The organism is Myxococcus sp. AM009 (assembly GCF_013372605.1).
Classification (GTDB): Bacteria; Myxococcota; Myxococcia; order Myxococcales; family Myxococcaceae; genus Myxococcus; species Myxococcus vastator.
The window spans coordinates 1-21,313 of sequence record NZ_JABXEP010000143.1 but is presented as its reverse complement, the minus strand read 5'-3'; the positions used below and the strand labels follow the sequence as shown (position 1 = coordinate 21,313).

At 70.0% G+C, this 21,313-nt stretch carries 21 protein-coding genes and 1 pseudogene; 16 read left to right on the top strand and 6 right to left on the bottom strand.

Annotation, left to right across the window (positions count from 1 at the left end; translation table 11 throughout):
• Positions 1-237 precede the first annotated feature (237 nt).
• The 3 genes from HV824_RS27950 to HV824_RS27940 all read left to right on the top strand — a co-directional run bounded on the left by HV824_RS27950 (position 238) and on the right by HV824_RS27940 (position 4,092).
• On the top strand, positions 238-1,647 hold the full coding sequence (locus tag HV824_RS27950; RefSeq protein WP_176416815.1) for a serine/threonine-protein kinase: 1,410 nt from the start codon (positions 238-240) through the stop codon (positions 1,645-1,647).
• A gap of 576 nt (positions 1,648-2,223) precedes the next feature.
• Entirely contained in the window at positions 2,224-2,925 is a 702-nt protein-coding gene (locus tag HV824_RS27945; RefSeq protein WP_255208396.1) for a hypothetical protein, read from the top strand.
• Positions 2,926-3,090: 165 nt separating this feature from the next.
• Entirely contained in the window at positions 3,091-4,092 is a 1,002-nt protein-coding gene (locus HV824_RS27940; RefSeq protein ID WP_176424641.1) for a sensor histidine kinase, read from the top strand.
• Here the strand turns inward: HV824_RS27940 and HV824_RS27935 are convergent.
• The gene (locus HV824_RS27935) at positions 4,022-4,609 is read right to left on the bottom strand and encodes a cysteine dioxygenase family protein (protein ID WP_176416812.1); all 588 of its coding nucleotides are present in this window, start codon (positions 4,607-4,609) and stop codon (positions 4,022-4,024) included. The two genes, HV824_RS27940 and HV824_RS27935, sit on opposite strands and share 71 nt — an antisense overlap.
• Before the next feature lie 168 nt (positions 4,610-4,777).
• On the opposite strand from HV824_RS27935, the gene HV824_RS27930 reads away from it, so the two are divergent.
• On the top strand, positions 4,778-6,262 hold the full coding sequence (locus HV824_RS27930) for an FAD/NAD(P)-binding protein (protein WP_368738113.1): 1,485 nt from the start codon (positions 4,778-4,780) through the stop codon (positions 6,260-6,262).
• A gap of 9 nt (positions 6,263-6,271) precedes the next feature.
• Here the strand turns inward: HV824_RS27930 and HV824_RS27925 are convergent, their stop codons facing one another.
• On the bottom strand, positions 6,272-7,057 hold the full coding sequence (locus HV824_RS27925) for a 2-keto-4-pentenoate hydratase (protein WP_176416810.1): 786 nt from the start codon (positions 7,055-7,057) through the stop codon (positions 6,272-6,274).
• A 196-nt stretch (positions 7,058-7,253) separates the two neighbouring features.
• Here HV824_RS27925 and HV824_RS27920 point away from each other — a divergent pair, with 196 nt between their 5' ends.
• Positions 7,254-7,862 carry an outer membrane beta-barrel protein gene (locus HV824_RS27920; RefSeq protein WP_176416809.1) on the top strand — a complete coding sequence of 203 codons (609 nt, stop codon included), beginning with the start codon at positions 7,254-7,256 and terminating at the stop codon, positions 7,860-7,862.
• A 24-nt stretch (positions 7,863-7,886) separates the two neighbouring features.
• On the opposite strand, the gene HV824_RS27915 is transcribed toward HV824_RS27920, so the two are convergent.
• Positions 7,887-8,669, bottom strand: a complete 783-nt coding sequence (locus HV824_RS27915) for an SDR family oxidoreductase (protein WP_176416808.1) — start codon at positions 8,667-8,669, stop codon at positions 7,887-7,889.
• 160 nt (positions 8,670-8,829) lie between these two features.
• Here HV824_RS27915 and HV824_RS27910 point away from each other — a divergent pair, with 160 nt between their 5' ends.
• The 9 genes from HV824_RS27910 to HV824_RS27870 all read left to right on the top strand — a co-directional run bounded on the left by HV824_RS27910 (position 8,830) and on the right by HV824_RS27870 (position 16,638).
• Complete coding sequence (locus HV824_RS27910) at positions 8,830-9,087, top strand: hypothetical protein (RefSeq protein ID WP_176416807.1); 258 nt, start codon at positions 8,830-8,832, stop codon at positions 9,085-9,087.
• On the top strand, positions 9,084-9,590 hold the full coding sequence (locus HV824_RS27905) for a DUF2243 domain-containing protein (protein WP_176416806.1): 507 nt from the start codon (positions 9,084-9,086) through the stop codon (positions 9,588-9,590). The genes HV824_RS27910 and HV824_RS27905 overlap by 4 nt, the downstream gene beginning before the upstream one ends.
• 225 nt (positions 9,591-9,815) lie before the next feature.
• Entirely contained in the window at positions 9,816-11,258 is a 1,443-nt protein-coding gene (locus tag HV824_RS27900; protein WP_176416805.1) for an aldehyde dehydrogenase, read from the top strand.
• A 31-nt stretch (positions 11,259-11,289) separates the two neighbouring features.
• Positions 11,290-11,721 carry a RidA family protein gene (locus HV824_RS27895; RefSeq protein WP_176416804.1) on the top strand — a complete coding sequence of 144 codons (432 nt, stop codon included), beginning with the start codon at positions 11,290-11,292 and terminating at the stop codon, positions 11,719-11,721.
• Positions 11,722-12,246: a 3-hydroxyanthranilate 3,4-dioxygenase gene (nbaC, locus tag HV824_RS27890; RefSeq protein ID WP_163777775.1), complete on the top strand. Its 525-nt coding sequence runs from the start codon at positions 11,722-11,724 to the stop codon at positions 12,244-12,246.
• The gene (locus HV824_RS27885; protein ID WP_176424639.1) at positions 12,243-13,259 is read left to right on the top strand and encodes an amidohydrolase family protein; all 1,017 of its coding nucleotides are present in this window, start codon (positions 12,243-12,245) and stop codon (positions 13,257-13,259) included. Before nbaC ends, HV824_RS27885 begins: the two co-directional genes overlap by 4 nt.
• On the top strand, positions 13,256-14,536 hold the full coding sequence (kynU, locus tag HV824_RS27880; protein ID WP_176424638.1) for a kynureninase: 1,281 nt from the start codon (positions 13,256-13,258) through the stop codon (positions 14,534-14,536). The genes HV824_RS27885 and kynU overlap by 4 nt, the downstream gene beginning before the upstream one ends.
• Positions 14,529-15,923 (top strand): NAD(P)/FAD-dependent oxidoreductase, encoded by a 1,395-nt coding sequence (locus HV824_RS27875; protein WP_176424637.1) that lies wholly within the window; start codon positions 14,529-14,531, stop codon positions 15,921-15,923. Before kynU ends, HV824_RS27875 begins: the two co-directional genes overlap by 8 nt.
• The gene (locus HV824_RS27870; protein ID WP_176424636.1) at positions 15,901-16,638 is read left to right on the top strand and encodes an SDR family oxidoreductase; all 738 of its coding nucleotides are present in this window, start codon (positions 15,901-15,903) and stop codon (positions 16,636-16,638) included. The genes HV824_RS27875 and HV824_RS27870 overlap by 23 nt, the downstream gene beginning before the upstream one ends.
• 55 nt (positions 16,639-16,693) lie before the next feature.
• Here the strand turns inward: HV824_RS27870 and HV824_RS27865 are convergent, their stop codons facing one another.
• Positions 16,694-17,587 carry a hypothetical protein gene (locus tag HV824_RS27865; RefSeq protein WP_176424635.1) on the bottom strand — a complete coding sequence of 298 codons (894 nt, stop codon included), beginning with the start codon at positions 17,585-17,587 and terminating at the stop codon, positions 16,694-16,696.
• A 94-nt stretch (positions 17,588-17,681) separates the two neighbouring features.
• Positions 17,682-18,488: a S9 family peptidase gene (locus HV824_RS27860; protein ID WP_176424634.1), complete on the bottom strand. Its 807-nt coding sequence runs from the start codon at positions 18,486-18,488 to the stop codon at positions 17,682-17,684.
• Positions 18,489-18,563: 75 nt separating this feature from the next.
• Between HV824_RS27860 and HV824_RS27855 the strand changes: the two genes are divergently transcribed.
• Positions 18,564-19,079 carry a GFA family protein gene (locus HV824_RS27855; RefSeq protein WP_176424633.1) on the top strand — a complete coding sequence of 172 codons (516 nt, stop codon included), beginning with the start codon at positions 18,564-18,566 and terminating at the stop codon, positions 19,077-19,079.
• Positions 19,080-19,314: 235 nt separating this feature from the next.
• Positions 19,315-20,754: a glutamine synthetase family protein gene (locus HV824_RS27850; RefSeq protein ID WP_176410931.1), complete on the top strand. Its 1,440-nt coding sequence runs from the start codon at positions 19,315-19,317 to the stop codon at positions 20,752-20,754.
• A 56-nt stretch (positions 20,755-20,810) separates the two neighbouring features.
• Here the strand turns inward: HV824_RS27850 and HV824_RS27845 are convergent.
• A pseudogene (locus HV824_RS27845) lies at positions 20,811-21,313 on the bottom strand (APC family permease); the annotation flags it as partial.

Below are 21,313 nucleotides of genomic sequence, written 5' to 3'. Positions count from 1 at the left end.
CCGTTCTCCCCGTACGAAGCGTCACGCCCCCTGAATCCCATCAGTGCCAGGGCCCCTCCGTCCAATCCCCCCCGACTCCAGGGCAGCAGACCTTCCGCCAGCGAACACCCCGCGGGACGCGCCCACGTCCTCCCCGGTGGGTGGCCAACGCGCACACCGCGATGCCGCGGCGCGGCGGGAATTCAATCCGGCGTCAGCGCAGACTCCCTGGGGAAAGGTGTAAGGATGAGGCACCCCATGGCGGCGGACTCCGAGAGCACCTTTCGCATCCAGGCCCGCGCGGACCTGCATGCATCCGAGCGGTCCCAGAGCGACCCTTCGCGTGCCCAGCAAGGCCCGGGCACGCTGGCCGGGGAGTACGTCCTCAAGGCGCTGCTCGCCTCGGGTGGGCACGGCAGCGTGTACGAGGCGGAGCACCGCATCCTGGGCCGGCGGGCCGCGGTGAAGGTCCTCCACCCGCACCTGGCGGACCAGGGGGAGATGCTCAAGCGCTTCGTGCGCGAGGCGCGCGTGGTGAACCAGATTCGCCACCCCAACATCGTGGATGTCTATGACTTCGGGCTGATGCCGGACGGCAGCCCCTACTACGTCATGGAGCTGCTCACCGGCCGCACGCTCAGCCAGGTGGTGCTGGAGCGCGGCCGGCTGTCGTCGACGCGCGCGCGCGCGTACCTGGAGCCCGTCTGCGGCGCGCTGGAGGCCGCGCACCGTGCGGGCGTCGTCCACCGCGACTTGAAGGCCAGCAACATCCTCGTCGTGGAGGAAGGCGAGCACCCCCGGGTGAAGCTGCTGGACTTCGGCATCGCCAAGCTGCTGCACGCCGAGCCTTCGCAGGAAGGGCTCACCATCGCCGGCCAGCGGCTGGGCACCGCGCACGCCATGGCGCCCGAGCAGTTCCGCGGCGGCCCCATTGGCCCGCACACGGACATCTACGCGCTGGGCGTGCTGCTGCATCAGCTCATCACCGGCCGCTATCCCTTCCAGTGCGAGGACCGGATGGAGCTGGAGCGGCTGCACCTGGAGGCGCCCGCGCCCCGGCCCAGCGCCATCGCCGCGGTGTCCCCGGCGGTGGACGCGGTGGTGCTGCGCTGCCTGGAGAAGGACGGCGGCCGCCGCTTCGGCAGCGTGACGGCCTTCCTCGCCGCGCTCAGCGAAGCGGCCGAGGAGCCCGTCCAGCCCACGCGCCGCACGCGGCTGGCGCTCGCCGTCCACGCCGAAGTCGTGCTCGCCGCCTCCGCCCAGGATGACGACGCCGTGTACGCGGTGCTCGCGGACGTGCTGGATGGGCTGGAGCAGGGCCTGCGCGGCGGCGGCTTCCTGCTGGCGCTCCAGTCCGGCACCTCCCTGCTGGCCGTGCACCCGCTGGACCACGGCGCCCCCACCACCGAGCGCACCGAGTACCTGCGCGAGGCGGAGCGCACGCTGCGGGTGCTCCAGGACATGGCGCAGAAGCTGGCGGACCCGGTGAATGCCCGCGTCCACCTCTGCCTCCACCTGGGCCAGGCGGAGACGCGTGGCGACGCCTCGGAGTCCGAGGTCGTGGGAGGCCCCGTCACCGACGTGGGCACCTGGCGCCTGCGCACCGCGGATGGCTTCGCGCTCACGCCGGCCGCATCGCTCGCGTTGGAGTTCGACGAAAGCGATTAGCTGGCGGAAAGCCCGTATCCGCTATCACCTTGCGAGCAAGTAGGAGCGCCGTCGTCGCCCATGACACACACCAGGTGTCTCCGGGCAGACCCCTACCCGAATTTTCCCGCCGAGCCATATTTTCTCACGACTTGAACACCGTCACACTGGCTTCATCCATCAGCGACAGTGTTTTAGTTCGTGGGAGCTGGAGTTGATGGCATCCGGGGAGCTGGCATTGCTCGCTCCCTGAAACGGGGGAGAGCCATGCATTTCATGCCAGCGTCTCTGTCTGGAATCCAAATCAATCCCTGCCTGAAACACCTACGCCGGCCGCGCATCGCCGGGGGGCTGTTGAGCCTGGCGCTGGGATTCGGAGGCGGGGCATGTGGTCCAGCGGAACCCGAGGGTGATACCTGGACGCTGTCCGAAGCCCGCACGGCGGCCGAATCAGGCAACGGATTGTCGACCAATGGCTTATCAACCAACGGCCTTTCAACCAACGGACTATCCACCAATGGCTTGTCAACCACCGGGCTCTCCTCGGCTGGGTTCTCCAACTGGTTCAACCAGGACCCCATCCAAGCCGATGAAATCATGCGTTACATCATCCGGTGCGCGGCGAAGGAGAATCAGCAGCGCAAGTACACTCACCCGGTGACGGGGGTGAAGTACACCTGGGAAGGAGGCCTGGGTCTGGCACACAACTGGGCCACGGGCGCACCGGCGACGCCCCAGGAGGAGGAGATTGTCTCCGCCTGCCTGGCGGCCCACGCGAACAAGTTCGGGCTCTCCGTCGCCATCTCCGTGCTGGGCCGCAACGCGCGGGGCGGCGCCCTGTCGTACACGGAGCAGGAGCTGTCGACGTTCAGCGAGCGGGAGGCGTGCTTCTTCGGCAACCTCTTCGACGGCACCGGCGTCTTCGCCGCCACGGACCGCGGCTACCTGCGCGAGGACGAGAGCAGCGTGCGCGCCTGCGGCCTTGCCTCGAACCCCGCCCAGGCGGACTGCCTGCCCATCATCCACACGGGCACCTGCGAGTCGCTCTGCCAACGCGCCGCCACCGACGCCCTCCCCTTTGACTGGGACGCGGGCAAGAAGAACCCGCCCTCCACCGGCGAAACGCCCTACTACGAAACCTGCACGTACAACGGACGCGCCTTCCAGCCGCTCACGACGCGCCTGCAGCCGCGCGACATCCACCGCTGCGGAGATGGCGTCTGTCAGTTCACCGAGCGTTGCGGCAGCGGCGTCGCGGCGGGAAGCTGCCAGGCGGACTGCGGCACGTGCCCCGACTGAAGCAGCGGGTGCTCGGTTGGAACACACCGTCTCCGTCCTGCGGCGCACGCTGTCACCCCCCTTCCGTCCCTTGCCCCTGACCGCCATGACAGTGTTGACTACGCGGGTCTGTCGCGACTCGTGGCTCTTCCACGAACAGACACCACACCGCTGGAGCCGGACGCGATGACGCTGCGAGCGAGGGTGATGCTGATGTCCGCGGTGGCGCAGCGGCGCGGAACGCTGCGGCGGGCCTTCGACACGCTCCAGGCCCCTGCCATGAATGGCGCGCGGCTTCGCGCGCCGCGGCCCTCCACACGGGAGGCGGCGCTGCTGGAGGAGACGGTCCGTGAGCGGACCGCGGCGTTGGAGGCGGCCAACGTCAAGCTGTCCCGCAGCCTGGAGCAGCTGCGCGCCACCCAGGCGCAGCTGCTGTTCGCCGACCGGCTGATTGCGCTGGGCCGCATCGCCGCGGGCGTGGGGCACGAAATCAACAACCCGCTGGCCTTCATCCTCAGCAACCTGGAGTACATCCACCAGGAGCTGCAGCAGAAGGAGCACCTCTCCGAGCAGGACCGGCAGGAGGTGCTGGAGGCGCTGGCGGAGACGCGCGACGGCGCCGAGCGCATCCGCCTCATCGTCCGTGACTTGCAGACGCTGTCACGCGCGGAGGACGTGGGCACGGGCCCGTCGGACCTGGCCTCGGTGGTGCGCACGGCGGCGAAGATGGCCATGCACGAGCTGCGGCACCGCGCGCGGCTGGTGGTGGAGTGTGAGGGCCTGCCGCCGGTCCAGGGCAACGGCGCGCGGCTGGGGCAGGTGTTCCTCAACCTGCTGCTCAACGCGGCGCAGTCCATCGTCCCCGGCGAGGTGGAGAAGAACGAGGTCCACGTCGTCGCCCTCGAGGCGAAGGCCGGCCGGGTGGCGGTGGAGGTGCGCGACACCGGCTGCGGCATCTCCCCCGAGCACCGCGAGCGCATCTTCGACCCGTTCTTCACCACCAAGCCCCTGGGCGTGGGCACGGGCCTGGGGCTGGCGGTGTGCCATGGCATCGTGACGTCGCTGGGCGGCACCCTGACGGTGGAGAGCGCCCCGGAGCGGGGCAGCATCTTCCGCGTCACGTTGCCCGTGGCCGGCGCCTTCGCCCAGGCGCCTCGCGCTCCGCAGCAGGCGGACGCGGTGGCTTGAGCGACTCCGGCGCCAGGCTCGCATCGTATGGCGTCATCCCCTGCATCGGCGGCGCGTAGAGGTGCAGGGACACCGCCCCGCGGCGGGACGCATTGTCGATGCGGTGGATGGTGTCCGGGAACTCCAGCAGGAGGTCGCCCTCGCTCGCCCCCACGATGACCTGGGGCACCAGCCGGTCCCCCGCCCACGCGAAGCGCGTCTCCCGCAGCAGGCCCCGCACCAGCCAGGAGGCGCCCCCGGAGCCGCCATGGTCATGGACGCGGGACGCCTGCCCGGGGAGCCAGGAGACGAGCAGCAGCTCGCACGCGGGCGTCCGGGCAAGCGTCTGCCGCGAGTAGCCCGAGGGCTCGAAGCGCACCAGCTTGTCCAGCAGTCCCCAATCGAGCTTGCTGGAGCGCAGCCGCTCCACCAGCCACACCAGGGAGACGACGTCCTCTGTCTGTTCCGGCAATGGCCAGCCGAGCAGCGCCCGCGCCACGGCGCCGTGCTCACGCTGGTCGATGATGGGCGCGCGCATGATGTTCCCCCGCGTGTGCGAGGCAATGTGAGCACGAAGCGGCACCCTGCCCAGGGAGGAGCGCCGGGCATCCAGGTCCGGCGCCTGGACACCCGGCCACCTCCAACGGATGCCAGCGGGCGTGCCAGGACCTACGATGGGTGCGTGCGAGCACTGGGGTGTTGGGACGTGGCCATCGTGGGGGGAGGCGCCAGCGGCACGCTGCTGGCCGTGCACCTCCTGAGGAGCGCGCGGGGGCCGCTCCACGTGGCCTTGGTGGAGCGGAGCGCGCGGGCGGGCCTGGGGCTGGCGTATTCGACGACGAGCCCGTGTCACCTGCTGAACGTGCCAGCGGCGCGGATGGGGGCCTTCGCGGACGACCCGGAGCACTTCCTGCGCTGGGTGCGCCGTGAGCTGCCCGACACGGCGCCCGGCGCGTTCATCTCCCGCCAGCGTTATGGCCGCTACCTGGAGTCGGTGCTGCGCGAGGCACGCGCCCAGGCCGCGCCGGGCGTGCACCTGGAAGTGGTGACCCGCGACGTCGCCTCGGTCGAGGAGACGGACGACGGCACGGTGCGCGTCGCGCTGGCGAGCGGGGACCAGCTGGAGGCCCGGACCGTGGTGCTGGCCCTGGGCAATGCGCTGCCCGCCAACCCGCGCGTGCCCGACGGCGAGCTGTACGCCAGCCGCCGTTATCACCGCTCCCCCTGGGCGCAAGCTGCGCTCCGGGGCGTGGCCGCCACCGACGACGTGCTGCTCATCGGCACGGGGCTCACCATGGTGGACACCGTGCTGTCGCTGGTGGAGCAGGGACACCAGGGGCACCTCCATGCGCTGTCCCGGCACGGCCTGTTGCCCCACGTGCACCACGAGACACTCCAGGCGGGCGCCACGGCCTATGCCTCGCCCGGGCTCCGGGAGGCGCTACGGGCCCTGCGCCAGGAGGTGCGGCGCGGGCGCGGCGACGTGAGCGCGGCGGGCACGCGCCCCGTGCGCATCCGCGCCATCCTCCACCTCTTGCGCCGGGAGGTGCGGCGCGCGGAGGAGGCGGGCGCGGACTGGCGGGCGGTGGTGGACGCGCTGCGGCCCGTGTCGATACCGCTATGGCGGCGGTTGCCGGTGGGCGAGCGGCGGCGCTTCCTCCGGCACCTGCGCGCGTACTGGGACGTGCACCGGCACCGGATGGCGCCTGGCATCGGCGAGAAGGTGGAGCGGCTGCGACGCGAGGGCCGGCTGACGCTCCATGCGGCGCGCATCCAGGGCTTCGCGCTGGAGGCGTCCGGCGTGGCGGTCCGCGTGCGGCGGCGGGGCCAAGGCGCAGAGGAGGTGCTGCGCGTCCAGCACGTCATCAACTGCACGGGGCCGGAGGGCAGCATGACGCGCGGCCATCCAGTGCTCGGGGGGTTGGTGGAGACAGGGCGCGCGCGCTCGGACGCCCTGGGCATGGGGCTGGCCACGGACGCGGACGGCGCGCTGCTGGACGCGGGCGGACGCGCCTCCGGACGCCTCTACACGCTGGGCCCGCCGCGCCGGGGCGAGCTGTGGGAGACGACGGCCGTCCCCGAGATTCGAGGACAGGCGCGGGAGCTCGCGTGGCACCTGCTCCAGCGCCTGTCATCCACGCGCGCGCCGCATCCGGCGATGGAAGCGGCGGGCGCTCCGCTCGCCGAGTAGCGCCGGGCGCTACTCGGCGGACACCGCCACGATGCCCAGCCCTTCCACCGTGAGCTGCACCCGGTCCCCCGGGCGCAGCATGTGCGCGGCGGTGGCGGCGCCCGCGAGCACGATGCTCCCCGCGGGCAACACCTGGCCGCGCTGGGCCAGCAGCTCACACAGCTGGATGACGGAGATGACGGGGTCCCCCGAGATGGCATCCGAGCGGGCGGATTGGACGGGTTCGCCATTCACCGACATCGTCATCTCCAGCCGCGTGAGGTCCAGCGCGCGCGGGGGATGCTCGGTGGTGCCCAGCACGAACAGCGAGGAGGACGCGTTGTCCGCCACCACGTCCGGCAGGGAGAAGTACTTGAAGTCGCGGTAGCGCGAGTCGAGGATTTCCATCGCCGCGAACACGGACTCGCAGGCGTCCAGCACCTCGTCGCGCGTCACCGTGCCGCGCAGCTCGCGGGCGGTGCGGAAGGCAATCTCCGGCTCGATTTTGGGGTGGACGCCCCGCGACAGCTGAATCACGCCGTCGGCGGGCACCTGCATCCGGTCCGTGAGCACGCCGTACACGGGCGAGTCCAGGTTCATCTGCTTGCGCTTGGCCTCGGAGGTGAGGCCCATCTTCAAGCCCACCACGCGCTCGCCGTGGGACAGGCGCAGCCGGATTCCCGCCTCCTGGATGGCGTAGGCCTCCGGCACGCTCAGCGTGGGCTGCTCGCGGGTGAGGGGCGCCACCTCGCGGCGCTCCAGCCTGGCCGAGTCCAGGATATGTGCCAGTGCCTCGTGGTCCACGGTCGCGGTCATCCCCGTCCCTCTCTTCGTCTTTCCGGCCACGCCAGGATGGCGCACCGCCCGGGTGGTGGCGCGGAGCTTCCGGCACCCGGACGCGGACGCGCAAGCGCCGCGAACCCGGACCGGGGTGGACGCGGACGTCCAGCGCGCCGTGCTACATAGCGCGGCAACCCCCGGCCGGGTGGGATTCTCCCAAGGAGCTGTTCTCATGCGCTACCCCAGCATCATCGCGGCCCTGCTCTTCACCGCCACCGCCGCGAACGCCCAGGAATACGACGAGCACGTCCACGACGGTTTCTACCTGCGCCTGCAGGTGGGCGGCGGCCACCTGCGAGCCACGGCGGCCGACTTCTCGCCCGAGGTCGCGGTGAAGGGCGCCAGCGCCAACATCAACGCCGAAATCGGCTTCGCGCTCTTCAACAACTTCATCCTCTACGGCAAGCTCTACGGCGCCGGCGCACCCAACCCGAGCATCCAGGTGGGTGACCTCTCCGTCGACAACGCGAACGAGGAGTGGAGCCAGAACTTCGGCGCGGTGGGCCTGGGCGTCACCTATTACTTCATGCCCGCCAACATCTACCTGTCCGGCGCCATCAGCTACACCCAGCTCTCCATCACCGAGCAGGGCGAGAATGTCGCGGAGACGGACCTGGGCGGCGGCCTGCACCTGGGCATCGGCAAGGAGTGGTGGGTCAGCAAGAACTGGGGCCTGGGCATCGGCGCCGAGCTGGCGCTGGGCCGCATCCGGGACGACAGCAACAATGACAACTGGAACGTCACCAACGTGTCCATCGTCCTCTCCGCGACGTACAACTGACGCGCGCCGCAGTGGACGCCAGCCTCAGCCCTGCTGGTTGAGGCTGGCCGCGAGCGCTCGCACCGCCACGCGCGGGCTGAAGCGCACGCCCAACGCCCCCACCCAGTTGAGCAGTCCGTGGATGGAGAGCACCCGGCCGCGCAGCATCATCGCGTAGGCATGGGCGGCCACGTCCTCCGCCCTGGCCACGCCCGGCCGCTGGAATAGCCGCGTCTGGCCGTTGCCGGCGCGCTGGGTGAACTCCGTGTGCGTGGCGCCCGGGCAGTGGCACGTCACCGTCACGCCCGTGCCCTTCAGCTCGTGCGCCAGCGCCTCCGACAGGGACACCACGAAGGCCTTGGTCGCGAAGTACGTGGCCATGAAGGGCCCGGGCTGGAAGGCCGCGGTGGAGGCGACGTTGAGGATGCGCCCGCTGCCCCGCTCCCGCATGGGCCGCGCGAACAGGTGCGACAGCTTCAGGAGGGCGGTGCAGTTGACCTCCACCATCTCCGCCTCGCGCGCCAGGTCCTGCTCCAGGAAGGGGCCACACGAACCGAAGCCCGCGTTGTTCACCAGGAACTCCACCGCCAGCCCCTTCGCGCGCACGGCCTCGAAGAGCTGCTCGGGAGCCTCCGGCCGACTCAGGTCCGATGGGAAGACGTGTGCCTTCACCCCATGGGCCTGCTCCAGCTTCACCGCCAGCGCCTCCAGCCGCGGCGCGCTGCGCGCGACCAGGATGACGTCGTGTCCATCCTTCGCGAACAGGTGTGCGAACTGCTCTCCCAAACCCGCCGAAGCTCCGGTGATGAGCGCCACTTTCCGCGACATGGATGTCTCCTCCAGGTGCCGCCTTATAGCCGAGCGGCTCGAGCGTGGCTGCCCCGCGAACATCCATCCGCCCCGGCAGGCGGGGCTGCCGGGCGGCCTCGTGGCTTGCCGCGTCCTGGCGGGGTGGTGAGCTTCCCGCCCACCCAGGGGAGGGCGACACATGAAGCGAGGCATTCTCACGGGCTTCACCACCGGGCTGCTGACGACCACCGCGGCCTCCGCATGCCCCACCTGCCGCCCCGACGTGGTGGCCGCCATTTTCGATGAGCACTTCTGGGGCCGGCTGTTGCTCACATTCCACCCCTTCCTCATCCTCCTGCTCATCGTGAGCGCGCTGTATTTCGCCACGCGAGAAGTCCCTGCCCCCGCGCCGGTGAAGCAGCGCGCACGGAGACAGGGGCGGGAGCGCTCCCGGTGAGTGGCCGGAATCGCGGCCCGCTCGTGCTCGCGGGACTGCTGCTGGGCGTGGGCCTGGGCGGCTTCGTCGATGGCATCCTCCTGCACCAGATTCTCCAGTGGCACCACATGCTCTCCACACCGCTGCCGCCCGATGACGTGGTCAGCATCAAGGTGAACATGTTCTGGGATGGCCTCTTCCACGCGCTCACCTGGGTGGTGACGCTCGCGGGCGTGTGGGTCCTGTGGCGCGCGGGGCAGCGCTCCGACGTGCCGTGGTCCACCCGGACCTTCGCGGGCGCCATGCTGGCGGGCTGGGGCTTCTTCAACGTCGTCGAGGGCATCCTCGACCACCAGCTCTTCGATCTGCACCACGTGAAGCCCGGGCCGGACCAGCTCGCGTGGGATGTGGGCTTCCTCGTCTTCGGCGCGCTGCTCATCGCCGCGGGCTGGGCGTTGGGACGCGCGGGCCGCGAGGACCGGGTCCCCCGAGGCGGACTGCGTGTGCCCCACCCGGCGCACTGACAGCAGCTTCACCCCTTGGCGACGCTGGCGGTCCTCGCGCGTTCGCGCAGTGCGGCATTGCGCGGGCCTTCCGGGCGGGCGGCCACGATTCCATGACAGTGGACTGCGGGCGCGCGTGGTGCTGGTGAGGCACGGAGGGGCGGCGTACATTGCGCGCCCTTCCACAGGGCTGGCGGGGTTCACCGCCGCCGGGTCCGTGGGCAGGCGCTACCGGAGGGCTCGGCCATGGAGAAGGTGCTCAACTACATCGGCGGTGAGCTGCTGCCCGCGCGCGGCGGCGGGTGGCTGGACAAGCCCGAGCCCGCCACTGCCAGGACGTACGCCCACGTCCCGGACTCCGACGCGTCCGACGTCCAGCACGCGGTGGAGGCCGCAGCGCGGGCCTTCCCTGCCTGGGCCGCCACCCCAGCCACCGAGCGCTCGCGCATGCTGCGCCGTCTCGCGGACGGCATCCGGAGCCGCCTGGACGGCTTCGCCCGCGCGGAGTCCATCGACACCGGCAAGCCGCTGTCGGTCGCCGCCACGGTGGACATCCCGCGCAGCATCCTCAACTTCGAGTTCTTCGCGGACGCGGTGACGCAGTTCTCCAGCGAGGCGCACCAGACGGACGACGTGGCCCTCAACTACACCCTGCGCGCGCCGCTGGGCGTGGTGGGCTGCATCTCCCCCTGGAACCTGCCGCTGTACCTGCTGACGTGGAAGATTGCCCCGGCGCTCGCCATGGGGAACTGCGTGGTGGCCAAGCCATCCGAGGTCACGCCGATGACGGCGTACCTGCTGGCCCAGGTCTGCCGCGACGTGGGCCTGCCGCCCGGCGTGCTCAACCTGGTGCACGGCCTGGGCCCCAAGGTGGGCGCCGCGATGAGCGAGCACCCGGACATCAGCGCCATCTCCTTCACCGGCAGCACCCGCACCGGCGCGGAGATTGCCCGCGTGGCCGCGCCCGCGTTCAAGAAGTTGTCGCTGGAGATGGGCGGGAAGAATCCCAACGTCATCTTCGCGGACTGCGACTTCGACGAGGCGCTGGCCACCACGCTGCGCTCGTCCTTCTCCAACCAGGGGCAAATCTGCCTCTGCGGCCCGCGCATCTTCGTGCAGCGGCCCCTCTACGAGCGCTTCAAGGAGGCGCTCGTCACGCGAACGCGCGCGCTCAAGGTGGGTGACCCGCTGGAGGCGGGCACGGACCAGGGCGCGCTGGTGTCGCAGCAGCACTTCGACAAGGTGCTGGGCTACGTGAGCCTCGCGAAGCAGGAGGGCGGGCGCGTGCTCACCGGCGGGCAGCGCGCCAGCGTGCCCGGACGCTGCCGCGACGGCTGGTTCGTGGAGCCCACCCTCATTGAAGGCCTGGACGCGGACTGCCGCACCAACCAGGAAGAGATTTTCGGCCCGGTGGCCAGCATCATGCCCTTCGACTCGGAGGACGAGGTGCTGGCGTGGGCCAACTCCACGAAGTACGGCCTGGCGGCCAGCGTGTGGACCCAGGACGTGAAGCGCGCGCACCGCTTCGCCTCGCGGCTCCACAGCGGCATCGTCTGGGTGAATACGTGGATGCTGCGCGACTTGCGCACGCCCTTTGGCGGCGTGAAGGACTCGGGCGTGGGACGCGAGGGCGGCTGGGACGCGCTGCGCTTCTTCACCGAGCCGAAGAACGTCTGCATCAAGCTGTGAGCCCCCCTAGCCCCCACGTGAGGAGCACGCCGTGAGCAGTGACAGCGCGCGAGTCGATTCGCAGAAGGCCCCCGAGCCGGTGGGCCTGTACCCCCACGCCCGGCGCGTGGGCAACCTCCTGTTCCTGTCCGGCGTGGGCCCGCGCGAGCGCGGCACGAAGAAGATTCCCGGCGTGGAGCTGGACGCGGAGGGCCACATCGTCTCGTACGACATCGAGGCGCAGTGCCACTCCGTGTTCCGCAACGTCCGCTACATCCTGGAGGACGCGGGCTCGTCCTGGGACAAGCTGGTGGACGTGACGGTGTACCTCACCGACATGAAGAAGGACTTCCCCACCTACAACCGGCTGTGGGCGGAGTACTTCAAGGACAACCCGCCGTGCCGCACCACGCTTGAAATCAACCGGCTGCCCACGCCGATTGCCATCGAGCTCAAGTGCATCGCCACCATCGGAGGTGAATGAATGGGCCGCCTGACTCCCATCAACTTCAAGAAGTGGATTGACGAGCACCGCCACCTGCTCAAGCCCCCCGTGGGCAACCAGCAGGTGTGGGAGGACCGCGACTTCATGGTCACCGTCGTCGGCGGGCCCAACGCGCGCACGGACTTCCACATCAACGAGGGCGAGGAGTTCTTCTACCAGCTCGAGGGCACGATGAACCTGCGGGTCATCGACGAGGGCCAGGTGCAGGACATCCCCATCCAGGAAGGAGAAATCTTCCTGCTGCCGCCCAACGTGCCGCACTCGCCGCAGCGCCCCGCGGGCACGGTGGGGCTGGTGCTGGAGCGCCGCCGCCAGCCGAAGGAAATGGACGGCTTCATGTGGCTGTGCCCGCGGTGCGGCGAGAAGCTCTATGAGGAGTTCGTCCACGTCACCAACCTGGTGACGCAGCTGCCGCCCATCTTCGAGCACTTCTACGGCAACCCCGACAACTGCACCTGCAAGAAGTGCGGGACGAAGGTGGTCAAGGGAGGCCCCGCCCGTTGAAGGTCGACATCCACACGCACCTCCTCCCCGCCCACCTGCCGCGCTTCGCCGAGCGCTACGGCTACGGCGGCTTCATCACCCTGGACCACCACGCGCCCTGCCGCGCGCGCATGCTCCGGGATGACGGCAAGTTCTTCCGCGAAATCGAGAGCAACTGCTGGGACCCGGTGAAGCGCATGGAGGAGTGCGACGCGGCCGGCGTCCACGTCCAGGTGCTGTCCACCATCCCCGTGATGTTCGGCTACTGGACGAAGCCGGAGCACGGCGCGGACCTGGCGCGCTTCCTCAACGACCACCTCGCCTCCGTGGTGCACGCGCACCCCAAGCGCTTCGTGGGCCTGGGCACGGTGCCGCTCCAGTCCCCAGAGCTGGCGGTGCGCGAGCTGGAGCGCTGCGTGAAGGAGCTGGGGCTCGCGGGCGTGCAGATTGGCTCGCACGTCAACGACTGGAACCTGTCCGACCCGGCGCTGTTCCCCTTCTTCGAGGCCGCCAGCGAACTGGGCGCGTCCGTCTTCGTCCACCCGTGGGACATGATGGGCGAGGCGAAGATGCAGAAGTACTGGCTGCCGTGGCTGGTGGGCATGCCGGCCGAGGTGTCGCTGGCCATCTGCTCCATCCTCTTCGGCGGAGTGCTGGAGCGGCTGCCCAAGCTGCGCTTCGCCTTCGCGCACGGCGGCGGCGCGTTCCCCCACACACTCGGCCGGATTCAGCACGGCTTCGAGGCGCGGCCGGACCTGGTGGCCGTGGACAACAAGGTGCCGCCCCGGGACTACCTGGGTCGCTTCTGGGTGGACTCGCTGGTCCATGACGCGGACGCGCTGCGCTACATCGTCCGGCTCTTCGGCCAGGACAAGGTGGCGCTCGGCAGTGACTACCCCTTCCCCCTGGGCGAGGACCGCCCGGGCACGCTCATCGAGTCCCTCACCGAGCTGGAGCCCGCCGCGCGTGAGCGGCTGCTCTGGCGCAACGCCTTCGACTGGCTGGGACGCGCCCCCGAGGACTTCGCACCATGACGACGCCGTACCCCTTCGAGGACTCCGAGGCCTTCGCGCGGAAGCTGGACGCCGAGGACGCGCTGCGCGGCTTGCGCGACGCGTTCCACTTCCCACCCGGTCCGGACGGCGAGCCGGTGGTGTACCTGGCGGGCAACTCGCTGGGCCTCCAGCCGCGCAACGCCGCGCGCTACATCCAGGAGGAGCTGGAGGACTGGGCGCGGCTGGGCGTGGAGGGCCACCACCAGGGCCGCCACCCGTGGCTGCACTACCACGAGCTCGTCACCGAGCAGGCGGCGCGGCTGGTGGGCGCCAGGCCCCTGGAAGTCGTGGTGATGAACACCCTGTCGGTGAACCTGCACCTGATGATGGTGTCGTTCTACCGGCCCACGAAGCAGCGCTTCAAAATCCTGGTGGAGGCCGGCGCCTTCCCGTCGGACCAGTACGCCGTCGCCTCGCAGGTGCGCTTCCACGGCTACGACGCGCGCGAGGCCGTGCTGGAGCTGAAGCCTCGCGCGGGTGAGGAGACGCTGCGCACCGAGGACATCCTCGCCACGCTGGAGCAGCACGGCCACGAGGTGGCGCTGGTGATGCTGGGCAGCGTGAACTACCTCACCGGGCAGGCGTTCGACCTGGCCGCGATTACGAAGGCCGCGCACGCCAAGGGCTGCTTCGTCGGCTTCGACCTGGCGCACGGCGCGGGCAACCTGAAGCTGTCGCTGCACGACGACGGGCCGGACTTCGCGGTGTGGTGCTCGTACAAGTACCTCAACGCGGGCCCGGGTGCGCTGGGCGGCGTGTTCGTCCACGAGCGGCACGCGAACACGAAGGACCTCCCCCGCTTCGAGGGCTGGTGGGGCCACGACAAGCAGACGCGCTTCCAGATGGGGCCCACCTTCAGCGCGCTGCCGGGCGCGGAGGGGTGGCAGCTCTCCAACCCGCCCATCTTCCAGCTCGCGGCGCTGCGCGCGTCCCTGGAGCTGTTCGACCAGGCCGGCATGGCGGCGCTGCGCGCCAAGAGCGAGCGGCTCACCGGCTTCATGGAGTTCCTGCTGGACAAGCTGCCCGAGGGCTTCGTGCGCATCACCACGCCCCGGGACGTGAAGCAGCGCGGCGCCCAGCTCTCCCTGCGCTTCAGGGGCGAGCCCCAGGGCCTGCTGAAGCGGCTGGGCGACGCGGGCGTCATCTGCGACTTCCGCAAGCCGGACATCATCCGCGCCGCGCCCGCGCCGCTCTACAACTCCTTCACGGACGTGTACCGCTTCGTGAAGACGCTGGAGGGCCACGCCCGTGAGTGAGGCGCGCAAGGACACCGTCACCGTGGTGGGCGCGGGGCTGGTGGGCGCGCTGCTGTCCATCTACCTGGCGCGCCGGGGCCACGCCGTGGAGCTGCTGGAGCGGCGCCCGGACATGCGGCGCGAATTGGTCGACGCGGGGCGCTCCATCAACCTGGCCATCTCCACGCGCGGGCTCCATGCGCTGCGGCAGGTGGGCCTGGAGGACGAGGCGCTGAAGCACGCCATCCCGATGCGCGGGCGGATGATTCACCCGCCCCGGGGCGAGTGCGTCTACCAGCCCTACGGCAAGGATGACTCGCAGCACATCAACTCGCTGTCGCGCGCGTGGCTCAACGCCTTCCTCATGACGGCGGCGGAGGCCACCGGCAAGGTGAACATCCGCTTCAAGCAGCGGGTGACCGCGGTGGACTTCGGCTCGGGCGCGCTCACGGTGCACGACGATGCGACCGGCGAGGTGCGCCAGGAGCCCGGCCGCGTGGTGTTCGGCACGGACGGCTCCGCCTCCGCCATCCGTCAGGCGTTGGAGCAGCGGCCGGACTTCCAGGGGACGCAGGAGCAGCTCGGCCACGGGTACAAGGAGCTGACGATTCCGGCGGGCCCCGGCGGCGCGTTCCAGATGGAGAAGCACGCGCTCCACATCTGGCCTCGCGGCACGTTCATGTTGATTGCGCTGCCCAACGAGGACGGCAGCTTCACCTGCACGCTGTTCCTGCCCTGGCAGGGGCCGGTGAGCTTCGCGTCCCTGGACACGCCCGCGAAGCTGGAGGCGTTCTTCGACGCGCAATTCCCGGACGCGAAGGCGCTCATCCCGGACCTGGTGGAGGCGTTCTTCTCGCGCCCCACGGGCAGCATGGTGACGGTGAAGGGCGCGCCCTGGCACGCGGGCGGGCAGACGCTGCTGCTGGGCGACGCGGCGCACGCCATCGTCCCCTTCTTCGGCCAGGGGATGAACTGCGGCTTCGAGGACTGCGTCGTCCTGGACCGACTGCTGGGCCAGGGCGCAGGCTGGGAGCAGGTCTTCACGGACTTCGAGCGCCTGCGCAAGACGAACGCGGACGCCATCGCCGACATGGCGGTGGAGAACTTCGTCGAGATGCGCGACAGCGCCGGCGACCCGCGCTTCCAGTTGCGCAAGGCCGTGGAGAAGGTGCTGCTCAACGCCTTCCCGGACGCGTTCGTCAGCCGCTACTCCCTGGTGAGCTTCAGCCGCGTGCCGTACCGGCTGGCCTATCAGGTGGGCGCGCTGACGGACGGCATCGTCTCCGAGCTGAGCGAGGGCCTGGCGCGGGCGGAAGACGTGGACCTGACGCGCGCGGCGGAGCTCATCCGGAGCCGGCTGGCGCCATTCATGAAGGAGCACGCGGATGGATTTCGGACTGAAGGGTAGGCGCGCGCTGGTGATGGGCGCGTCCGCGGGGCTGGGCTACGCCATCGCGGAGGCGCTGGTGAAGGAAGGCGCCACGGTGGCCATCTGCTCGCGCGGTGGCGAGAAGCTGGAGCGGGCCGCGAAGACGCTGGGCGCCGCGCTCGCGGTGCCGTGTGACTTGACGCAGCCCGGGGCGGCGAAGGCGCTGGTGGAGGCTGTCACCGCGAAGCTGGGCGGCGTGGACGTCCTCGTGGTGAACACGGGCGGGCCGCCAGCGGGCGGCTTCGAGTCGCTGACGGCGGAGCAGTGGCAGCTCGGCTTCCAGAGCCTGTGGATGGCCGCGGTGGATAGCATCCAGGCGGTGCTCCCGGGGATGAAGGAGCGCCAGTGGGGCCGCATCGTCCTGGTGACGTCGCTGGCCGCGCGCGAGGCGATGAACAACCTGACCATCTCCAACGGCCTGCGCGCGGGCCTGCTCGGGCTGGTGAAGACGGTGAGCAACGAGGTGGCGCAGCACGGTGTCACGCTGAACGCGGTGCTGCCGGGCTACCACGCCACCGAGCGCATGCAGCAGCTCGGGCTGACGGACGAGAAGGTGGCGCCGCAGATTCCCGCGCGGCGGCTGGGCCGCCCGGAGGAGCTGGCCGCGCTCACGGCGTTCCTCTCCTCCGAGCAGGCGTCGTACATCACCGGTCAGTCCATCGCGGTGGACGGCGGCGCGCAGCGAGGCTTCTGAGCGCGTCAGCCGGACGCGGACCTCGCCGGGCGCCACGCCGCGCGTCCGGCGAGGTTCAGTCAGCCGGAGCCCGGGTGAAGAGCCGGCCGCCCAGCTTGCGCTGGCGCAGCTCCCGCTCCCACGCCGCCACGCGCGCCGCCTGTGCCTCGGCGGCGCGGCGCTTGTCGGCCGCGTCCGCTTCGTCGAGCTGCTGGTCGAACGCCTTCGCGTCGGCCAGGCCTGACTCCGAGCCGTCTGGATTCACGATGACGTAGGTCCCGTCCTCGAGTTGCCGCATGCGCCCCGCGGCGATTTCGGCCTCCACGTCGATGGGACGGGCATCTCCAATCGCGGCCGCCACCGCCAGCAGGCTCTCGTGCGGATCCAGCGGCGCCGGGGGCATGTCCACGCCATCACGACGGCTCGTGACGCTCCAGTCCGCGTGGGTGATGGGGTCCATCTGGAGCGTCATCACATCACTGAGGTGATGGTTGAAGTGGCGGATGGGGAGCGCGGCCCCCAACAACCCCAGCGGCAGGCCGACACACGCCACCGCCATGGTCGTCGCCACCACGCGGGCGCGCAGGTTCGCCATGACGTGGGTGCACACACAGAACACCAGGAAGAGGCCGCCCAGCACCGTGAGCTGCGGCATCATCCGGATGGGGTCGACGAAGCGCTCGAACTGAACCCACCCCACGAGGATGGGCACGGCCCACAGGGCGCCCGCCAGGACGAACGAGCGAGCCCTCATCCTGGGCAATGCCGCTGGCGCCCCCCTCGGGTCGCGGCGCCGCGCGACGAACGCGTGCAGCACCCCCGCGAGACAAATGAGGAACGCCCCGATGGCCAGCAGACGCCCCGCGCTCCACAGCGGCTCGCCCGCCATCACATCATCAAGGAAGTGGGACACCCCCAGGGTCAGCAGCCCCCCTCCCGCGATGTAGAGCAATAGATAGACGACGCCCATGATGCCCCCTCAAAAGGACTTCTCTTCAAAACGAACCTACCCTGTCGAATCTTGACCTGTGAAGAACCAAGCGGGCGACTTCGCAGCCAAAGCCTCACATCAAGGCCTGCACCGCGGCCACGACCTGGGGCCATTCCCGCGAGCGCGGGTCGATGACCTCGAAGTGCCCCGCGCCAGGCAAGGTGACGCAGCGGACGTCGTCCCCAAGCGCACGGCCGCGCGCGCAGAAGTCCTCGCTCATCGATGCGGGCACGGTGTCGTCCTCCGCTCCATGGACGAGCACCTGCGGCACCCCGAGCGGCTGGAGCGCCGCGGGCGAGGCCGTGCGGTAGCGCTCCGGCACCGTGGACGGCGTGCCACCCAGAAACGTCTCCACGATGCCGTCCCCCAGCCGGTGCGCGAACGCTCGCGGCAGGTCCACCACACCCGCCAGCGGCACCACGCCGCGCAGGGACAACGGCGCCTCGCCGTGAAGCGCATCACCGGGCCGCAGCCGGTGCCTGGCTCCCAGCCACGCCACCAGGTGCCCTCCCGCCGAATGGCCGAGCGCCACGACGCGCGAGAGGTCCAGCGCATGCGCCCGCGCGAGCGTGCGCAGGAAGTCGGTGCCCCGCGCCACGTCCTCCAGCGTACCGGGCCAGCCGCCGCCTTCGTGCCCCACGCGCCGGTACTCCAGGCTCCACGTCGCGAAGCCGCGCCGGGTCAGGTCCGCGCACAGGTGGCCGGCATGCTCCAGCCCGTACTTCGCGCGCCAGAAGCCTCCGTGCACCACGACCACCACCGGATGCGGCCCGGGGCCATGGGGGACACGCAGGTCGCCGAACTGGTGGGACTCCGTTCCATACGGGATGCGCGCGTCCGCGGCGGGCGCGGGCGTCTCCAGGACCCACATCGAGCTCATGGAGGCATCCTACCCGGTTGCGTGGGCCCACCCGTGGAGGCATAGCCAGGGCGCCCCCCTACCCCGGAGTCGCCGATGTCGAAGCCGCCCAAGAAGGTCACCACCGTCCGGTGCGCGTGCGGAAGCGTGGAGGTCGAAGCGCGTGGCGAGCCCATCATGACCACCGCCTGTTACTGCGATGACTGCCAGGAAGGCGCCCGCCGCATCGAGGCGCTGCCGGATGCGCGCCCCGTGCTGTCGCCCGACGGCGGGACGGAGTACGTGCTCTACCGGAAGGACCGCGTCCGCTGCGAGAAGGGCGCCGAGCTGCTGCGCCCCCACAAGCTCCAGGAGAAGTCCGTCTCCCACCGCGTCGTCGCCACCTGCTGCAACACGGCCATGTTCCTGGGCTTCGACCGCGGCCCCCACTGGGTGTCGGTGTACCGCGCCCGGCTCCAGCAGCCCGCCCCGCCCGTGGAGGCGCGCGTCCAGACGAAGTTCAAGTCCGCGAGCGTCACCTTGCCAACCGACGTGCCGAGCTACCCAAGCTACCCGCTCGGGTTCATGTTGAAGCTCGTGGGCGCCCAGGTGGCCATGTGGCTCGGCCGCTGAAGCGTGACGCACCGCAATAAAAACGCCCACTCCAGTGTCCACCGGCCATCAGTCCGGGAGCGTCCATGGTAGGCTTGAGTGTCAGCAGGCGAGCTTGAAGGTTTCAGCGCAAAGATTTTATACTTCAGGTCGGCAGATTTAGACTTGATTTCATCTCCCCAAGTGTAAATACCTGCGTCCACGGATTCCTTCCGCCGCACCGACGGCGAGGAACCCGGCTTGGGAGGTACGGACAATGGACGCGAAAGGGCTACGGACGTTCTTGGAAATTCCCTACGACGAGTTGGAAGAGCGCAACCTCAAGGTCAAGGAGCAGCGTCTCAAGCACATCGCGCCTGAGAAGCTCCGTGACGAGCGCATCGACTACCTGACGAAGGAACGCGCCATCAAGGCGGTCACCGTGTGCTTCACCGACCTCGAGGGTCGGCTGCACATGCTGGACTACGACAAGAAGTTCCTCATCAAGAGCGCCGACAACCTGACGTTCGATGGCTCCTCCATCCGGGGCTTCTCCGCGCAGCAGGAGAGCGACCTGCGGCTGAACATCGACTGGGGCGCCTTCTACTGGCTGCCCTCGGACATCTTCGGGCCGGGCAAGGTGCTGGTGTTCAGCGAGGTCCTGGAGCGTGACGGCTCGCCGTACCACGCCGACCTGCGCGGCAAGCTGAAGCAGCTCACCGAGTCGATGTACCAGAAGGACGGCACGGTGTTCCACGCGGCGCCCGAAATCGAGGGCTTCCTCTTCAAGGGCCGCGACGCCGAGCGCCACTACCACGAGACGGGCCGCTTCGACTTCATCTCCATCGGCGGCTACTACCACTCGCTGCCCGGCGACGTGCTGCGCACGTTCATCGACAAGGTGGCCGAGGCCCAGCGCGCCATGGGCTTCCAGAACGAGAAGGACCACCCCGAGGTGGCGCCCAGCCAGTTCGAGATCAACTTCTCGTACAGCGAGGCCCTCATCGCGGCCGACCAGATTCAGCTCTACAAGCTGCTCAGCCGCCAGGTGGCCGCGCAGCTGGACTGCACCGCCAGCTTCCTCCCGAAGCCGGTGACGGGCGTCAACGGCAACGGCATGCACGTGAACATGTCGCTGTCCAAGGGCGGGAAGAACCTCTTCTACGACAAGGACGGCCAGGACGGCCTCAGCCCCATGGGCTGGGAGTTCATCGACCGCATCCTCAACAACGCGAACGACATCTGCCTCACGCTCAACTCCAGCGTGAACGCGTACCGCCGCCTGGACCCGCACTACGAGGCGCCCAATCAAATCAAGGCCAGCGCCAACAACCGCGGCGCGATGGTGCGCATCCCCTTCGGCAACGAGCGCAGCGCGCGCGTCGAGTGCCGCTCGGTGGCGCCGGACGCCAACCCGTACCTGGTGCTCTACACCCTGCTGCGCACTGGCCTGGAGGGCCCGCAGCCGCAGGAGGACGCTGAGACCAAGCGCAGCCGCACCCGCTTCCTGCCGGACAACATCTTCGACGCCATCCGCCTCTTCAAGGGCAGCCAGTTCGTGTCGTCCATCCTGGGTGAGAGCGTGCAGAGCAAGTTCGCCGAGCTCAAGACGTCCACGGCCGAGCGCAGCCCGAAGCAGCTGGGCAACCGCGTGAAGTACTCGGAGATCGTGTTCCACCACGAGATCACCAACCAGTACCTCTGGAGCCAGTTCTAGGAACGGAAGAGAGGCCGCCGTCCTCCCGCGACATGGGGAGGCGGCGGCTTCGCGCGTTACAGCGGTTCGCTGCGCAGCGCCGCGGGCGGCTCGGAGGCCCGGGGCCGCGACAGCCGCAGCAGCACCAGTCCCGCGACGGTGGTGAGGACCATGGTGACGCCTTCACGCGGGCTGGCGCCGAAGGCCACCAACGTCAGCCCCAGCCCCAGCGTGGGCACCGCCAGCAGGGCGTGAAGCGGACGCAGCCCCCGCTCACGCCGCCAGGCCAGCGCGGCCAGCGCGGCCGAGGTGACGCCGTACTGCATCAGCACCGCGATGCTGGAGAGGGCGAACAGCTCCGACAGGTCGCCCAGGTTGACGAACAGCAGGACCAGCGCCCAGGTGACGACCAGCGCGCGCACCGGCACGCCGCCAGCGGACATCCCATCCAGCCCCAGCAGCGTGTGCTCGCCCGCCGCCAGCGCGGACAGGTAGCGCGGCGTCGTCACCATCATCCCCAGGCAGATGCCCAGCGCGGACACGCTGGTGCCCGCCTTCACCCACCCCTCGAGCCCAGGCC

Coding starts and splice junctions, on each gene's coding strand:
- HV824_RS27950 (WP_176416815.1), top strand. CDS start 238: ATGGCGGCGGACTCCGAGAGCACCTTTCGCATCCAGGCCCGCGCGGAC.
- HV824_RS27945 (WP_255208396.1), top strand. CDS start 2,224: ATGCGTTACATCATCCGGTGCGCGGCGAAGGAGAATCAGCAGCGCAAG.
- HV824_RS27940 (WP_176424641.1), top strand. CDS start 3,091: ATGACGCTGCGAGCGAGGGTGATGCTGATGTCCGCGGTGGCGCAGCGG.
- HV824_RS27935 (WP_176416812.1), bottom strand. CDS start 4,609: ATGCGCGCGCCCATCATCGACCAGCGTGAGCACGGCGCCGTGGCGCGG.
- HV824_RS27925 (WP_176416810.1), bottom strand. CDS start 7,057: ATGACCGCGACCGTGGACCACGAGGCACTGGCACATATCCTGGACTCG.
- HV824_RS27920 (WP_176416809.1), top strand. CDS start 7,254: ATGCGCTACCCCAGCATCATCGCGGCCCTGCTCTTCACCGCCACCGCC.
- HV824_RS27915 (WP_176416808.1), bottom strand. CDS start 8,669: ATGTCGCGGAAAGTGGCGCTCATCACCGGAGCTTCGGCGGGTTTGGGA.
- HV824_RS27910 (WP_176416807.1), top strand. CDS start 8,830: ATGAAGCGAGGCATTCTCACGGGCTTCACCACCGGGCTGCTGACGACC.
- HV824_RS27900 (WP_176416805.1), top strand. CDS start 9,816: ATGGAGAAGGTGCTCAACTACATCGGCGGTGAGCTGCTGCCCGCGCGC.
- nbaC (WP_163777775.1), top strand. CDS start 11,722: ATGGGCCGCCTGACTCCCATCAACTTCAAGAAGTGGATTGACGAGCAC.
- kynU (WP_176424638.1), top strand. CDS start 13,256: ATGACGACGCCGTACCCCTTCGAGGACTCCGAGGCCTTCGCGCGGAAG.
- HV824_RS27870 (WP_176424636.1), top strand. CDS start 15,901: ATGGATTTCGGACTGAAGGGTAGGCGCGCGCTGGTGATGGGCGCGTCC.
- HV824_RS27865 (WP_176424635.1), bottom strand. CDS start 17,587: ATGGGCGTCGTCTATCTATTGCTCTACATCGCGGGAGGGGGGCTGCTG.
- HV824_RS27860 (WP_176424634.1), bottom strand. CDS start 18,488: ATGAGCTCGATGTGGGTCCTGGAGACGCCCGCGCCCGCCGCGGACGCG.
- HV824_RS27855 (WP_176424633.1), top strand. CDS start 18,564: ATGTCGAAGCCGCCCAAGAAGGTCACCACCGTCCGGTGCGCGTGCGGA.
- HV824_RS27850 (WP_176410931.1), top strand. CDS start 19,315: ATGGACGCGAAAGGGCTACGGACGTTCTTGGAAATTCCCTACGACGAG.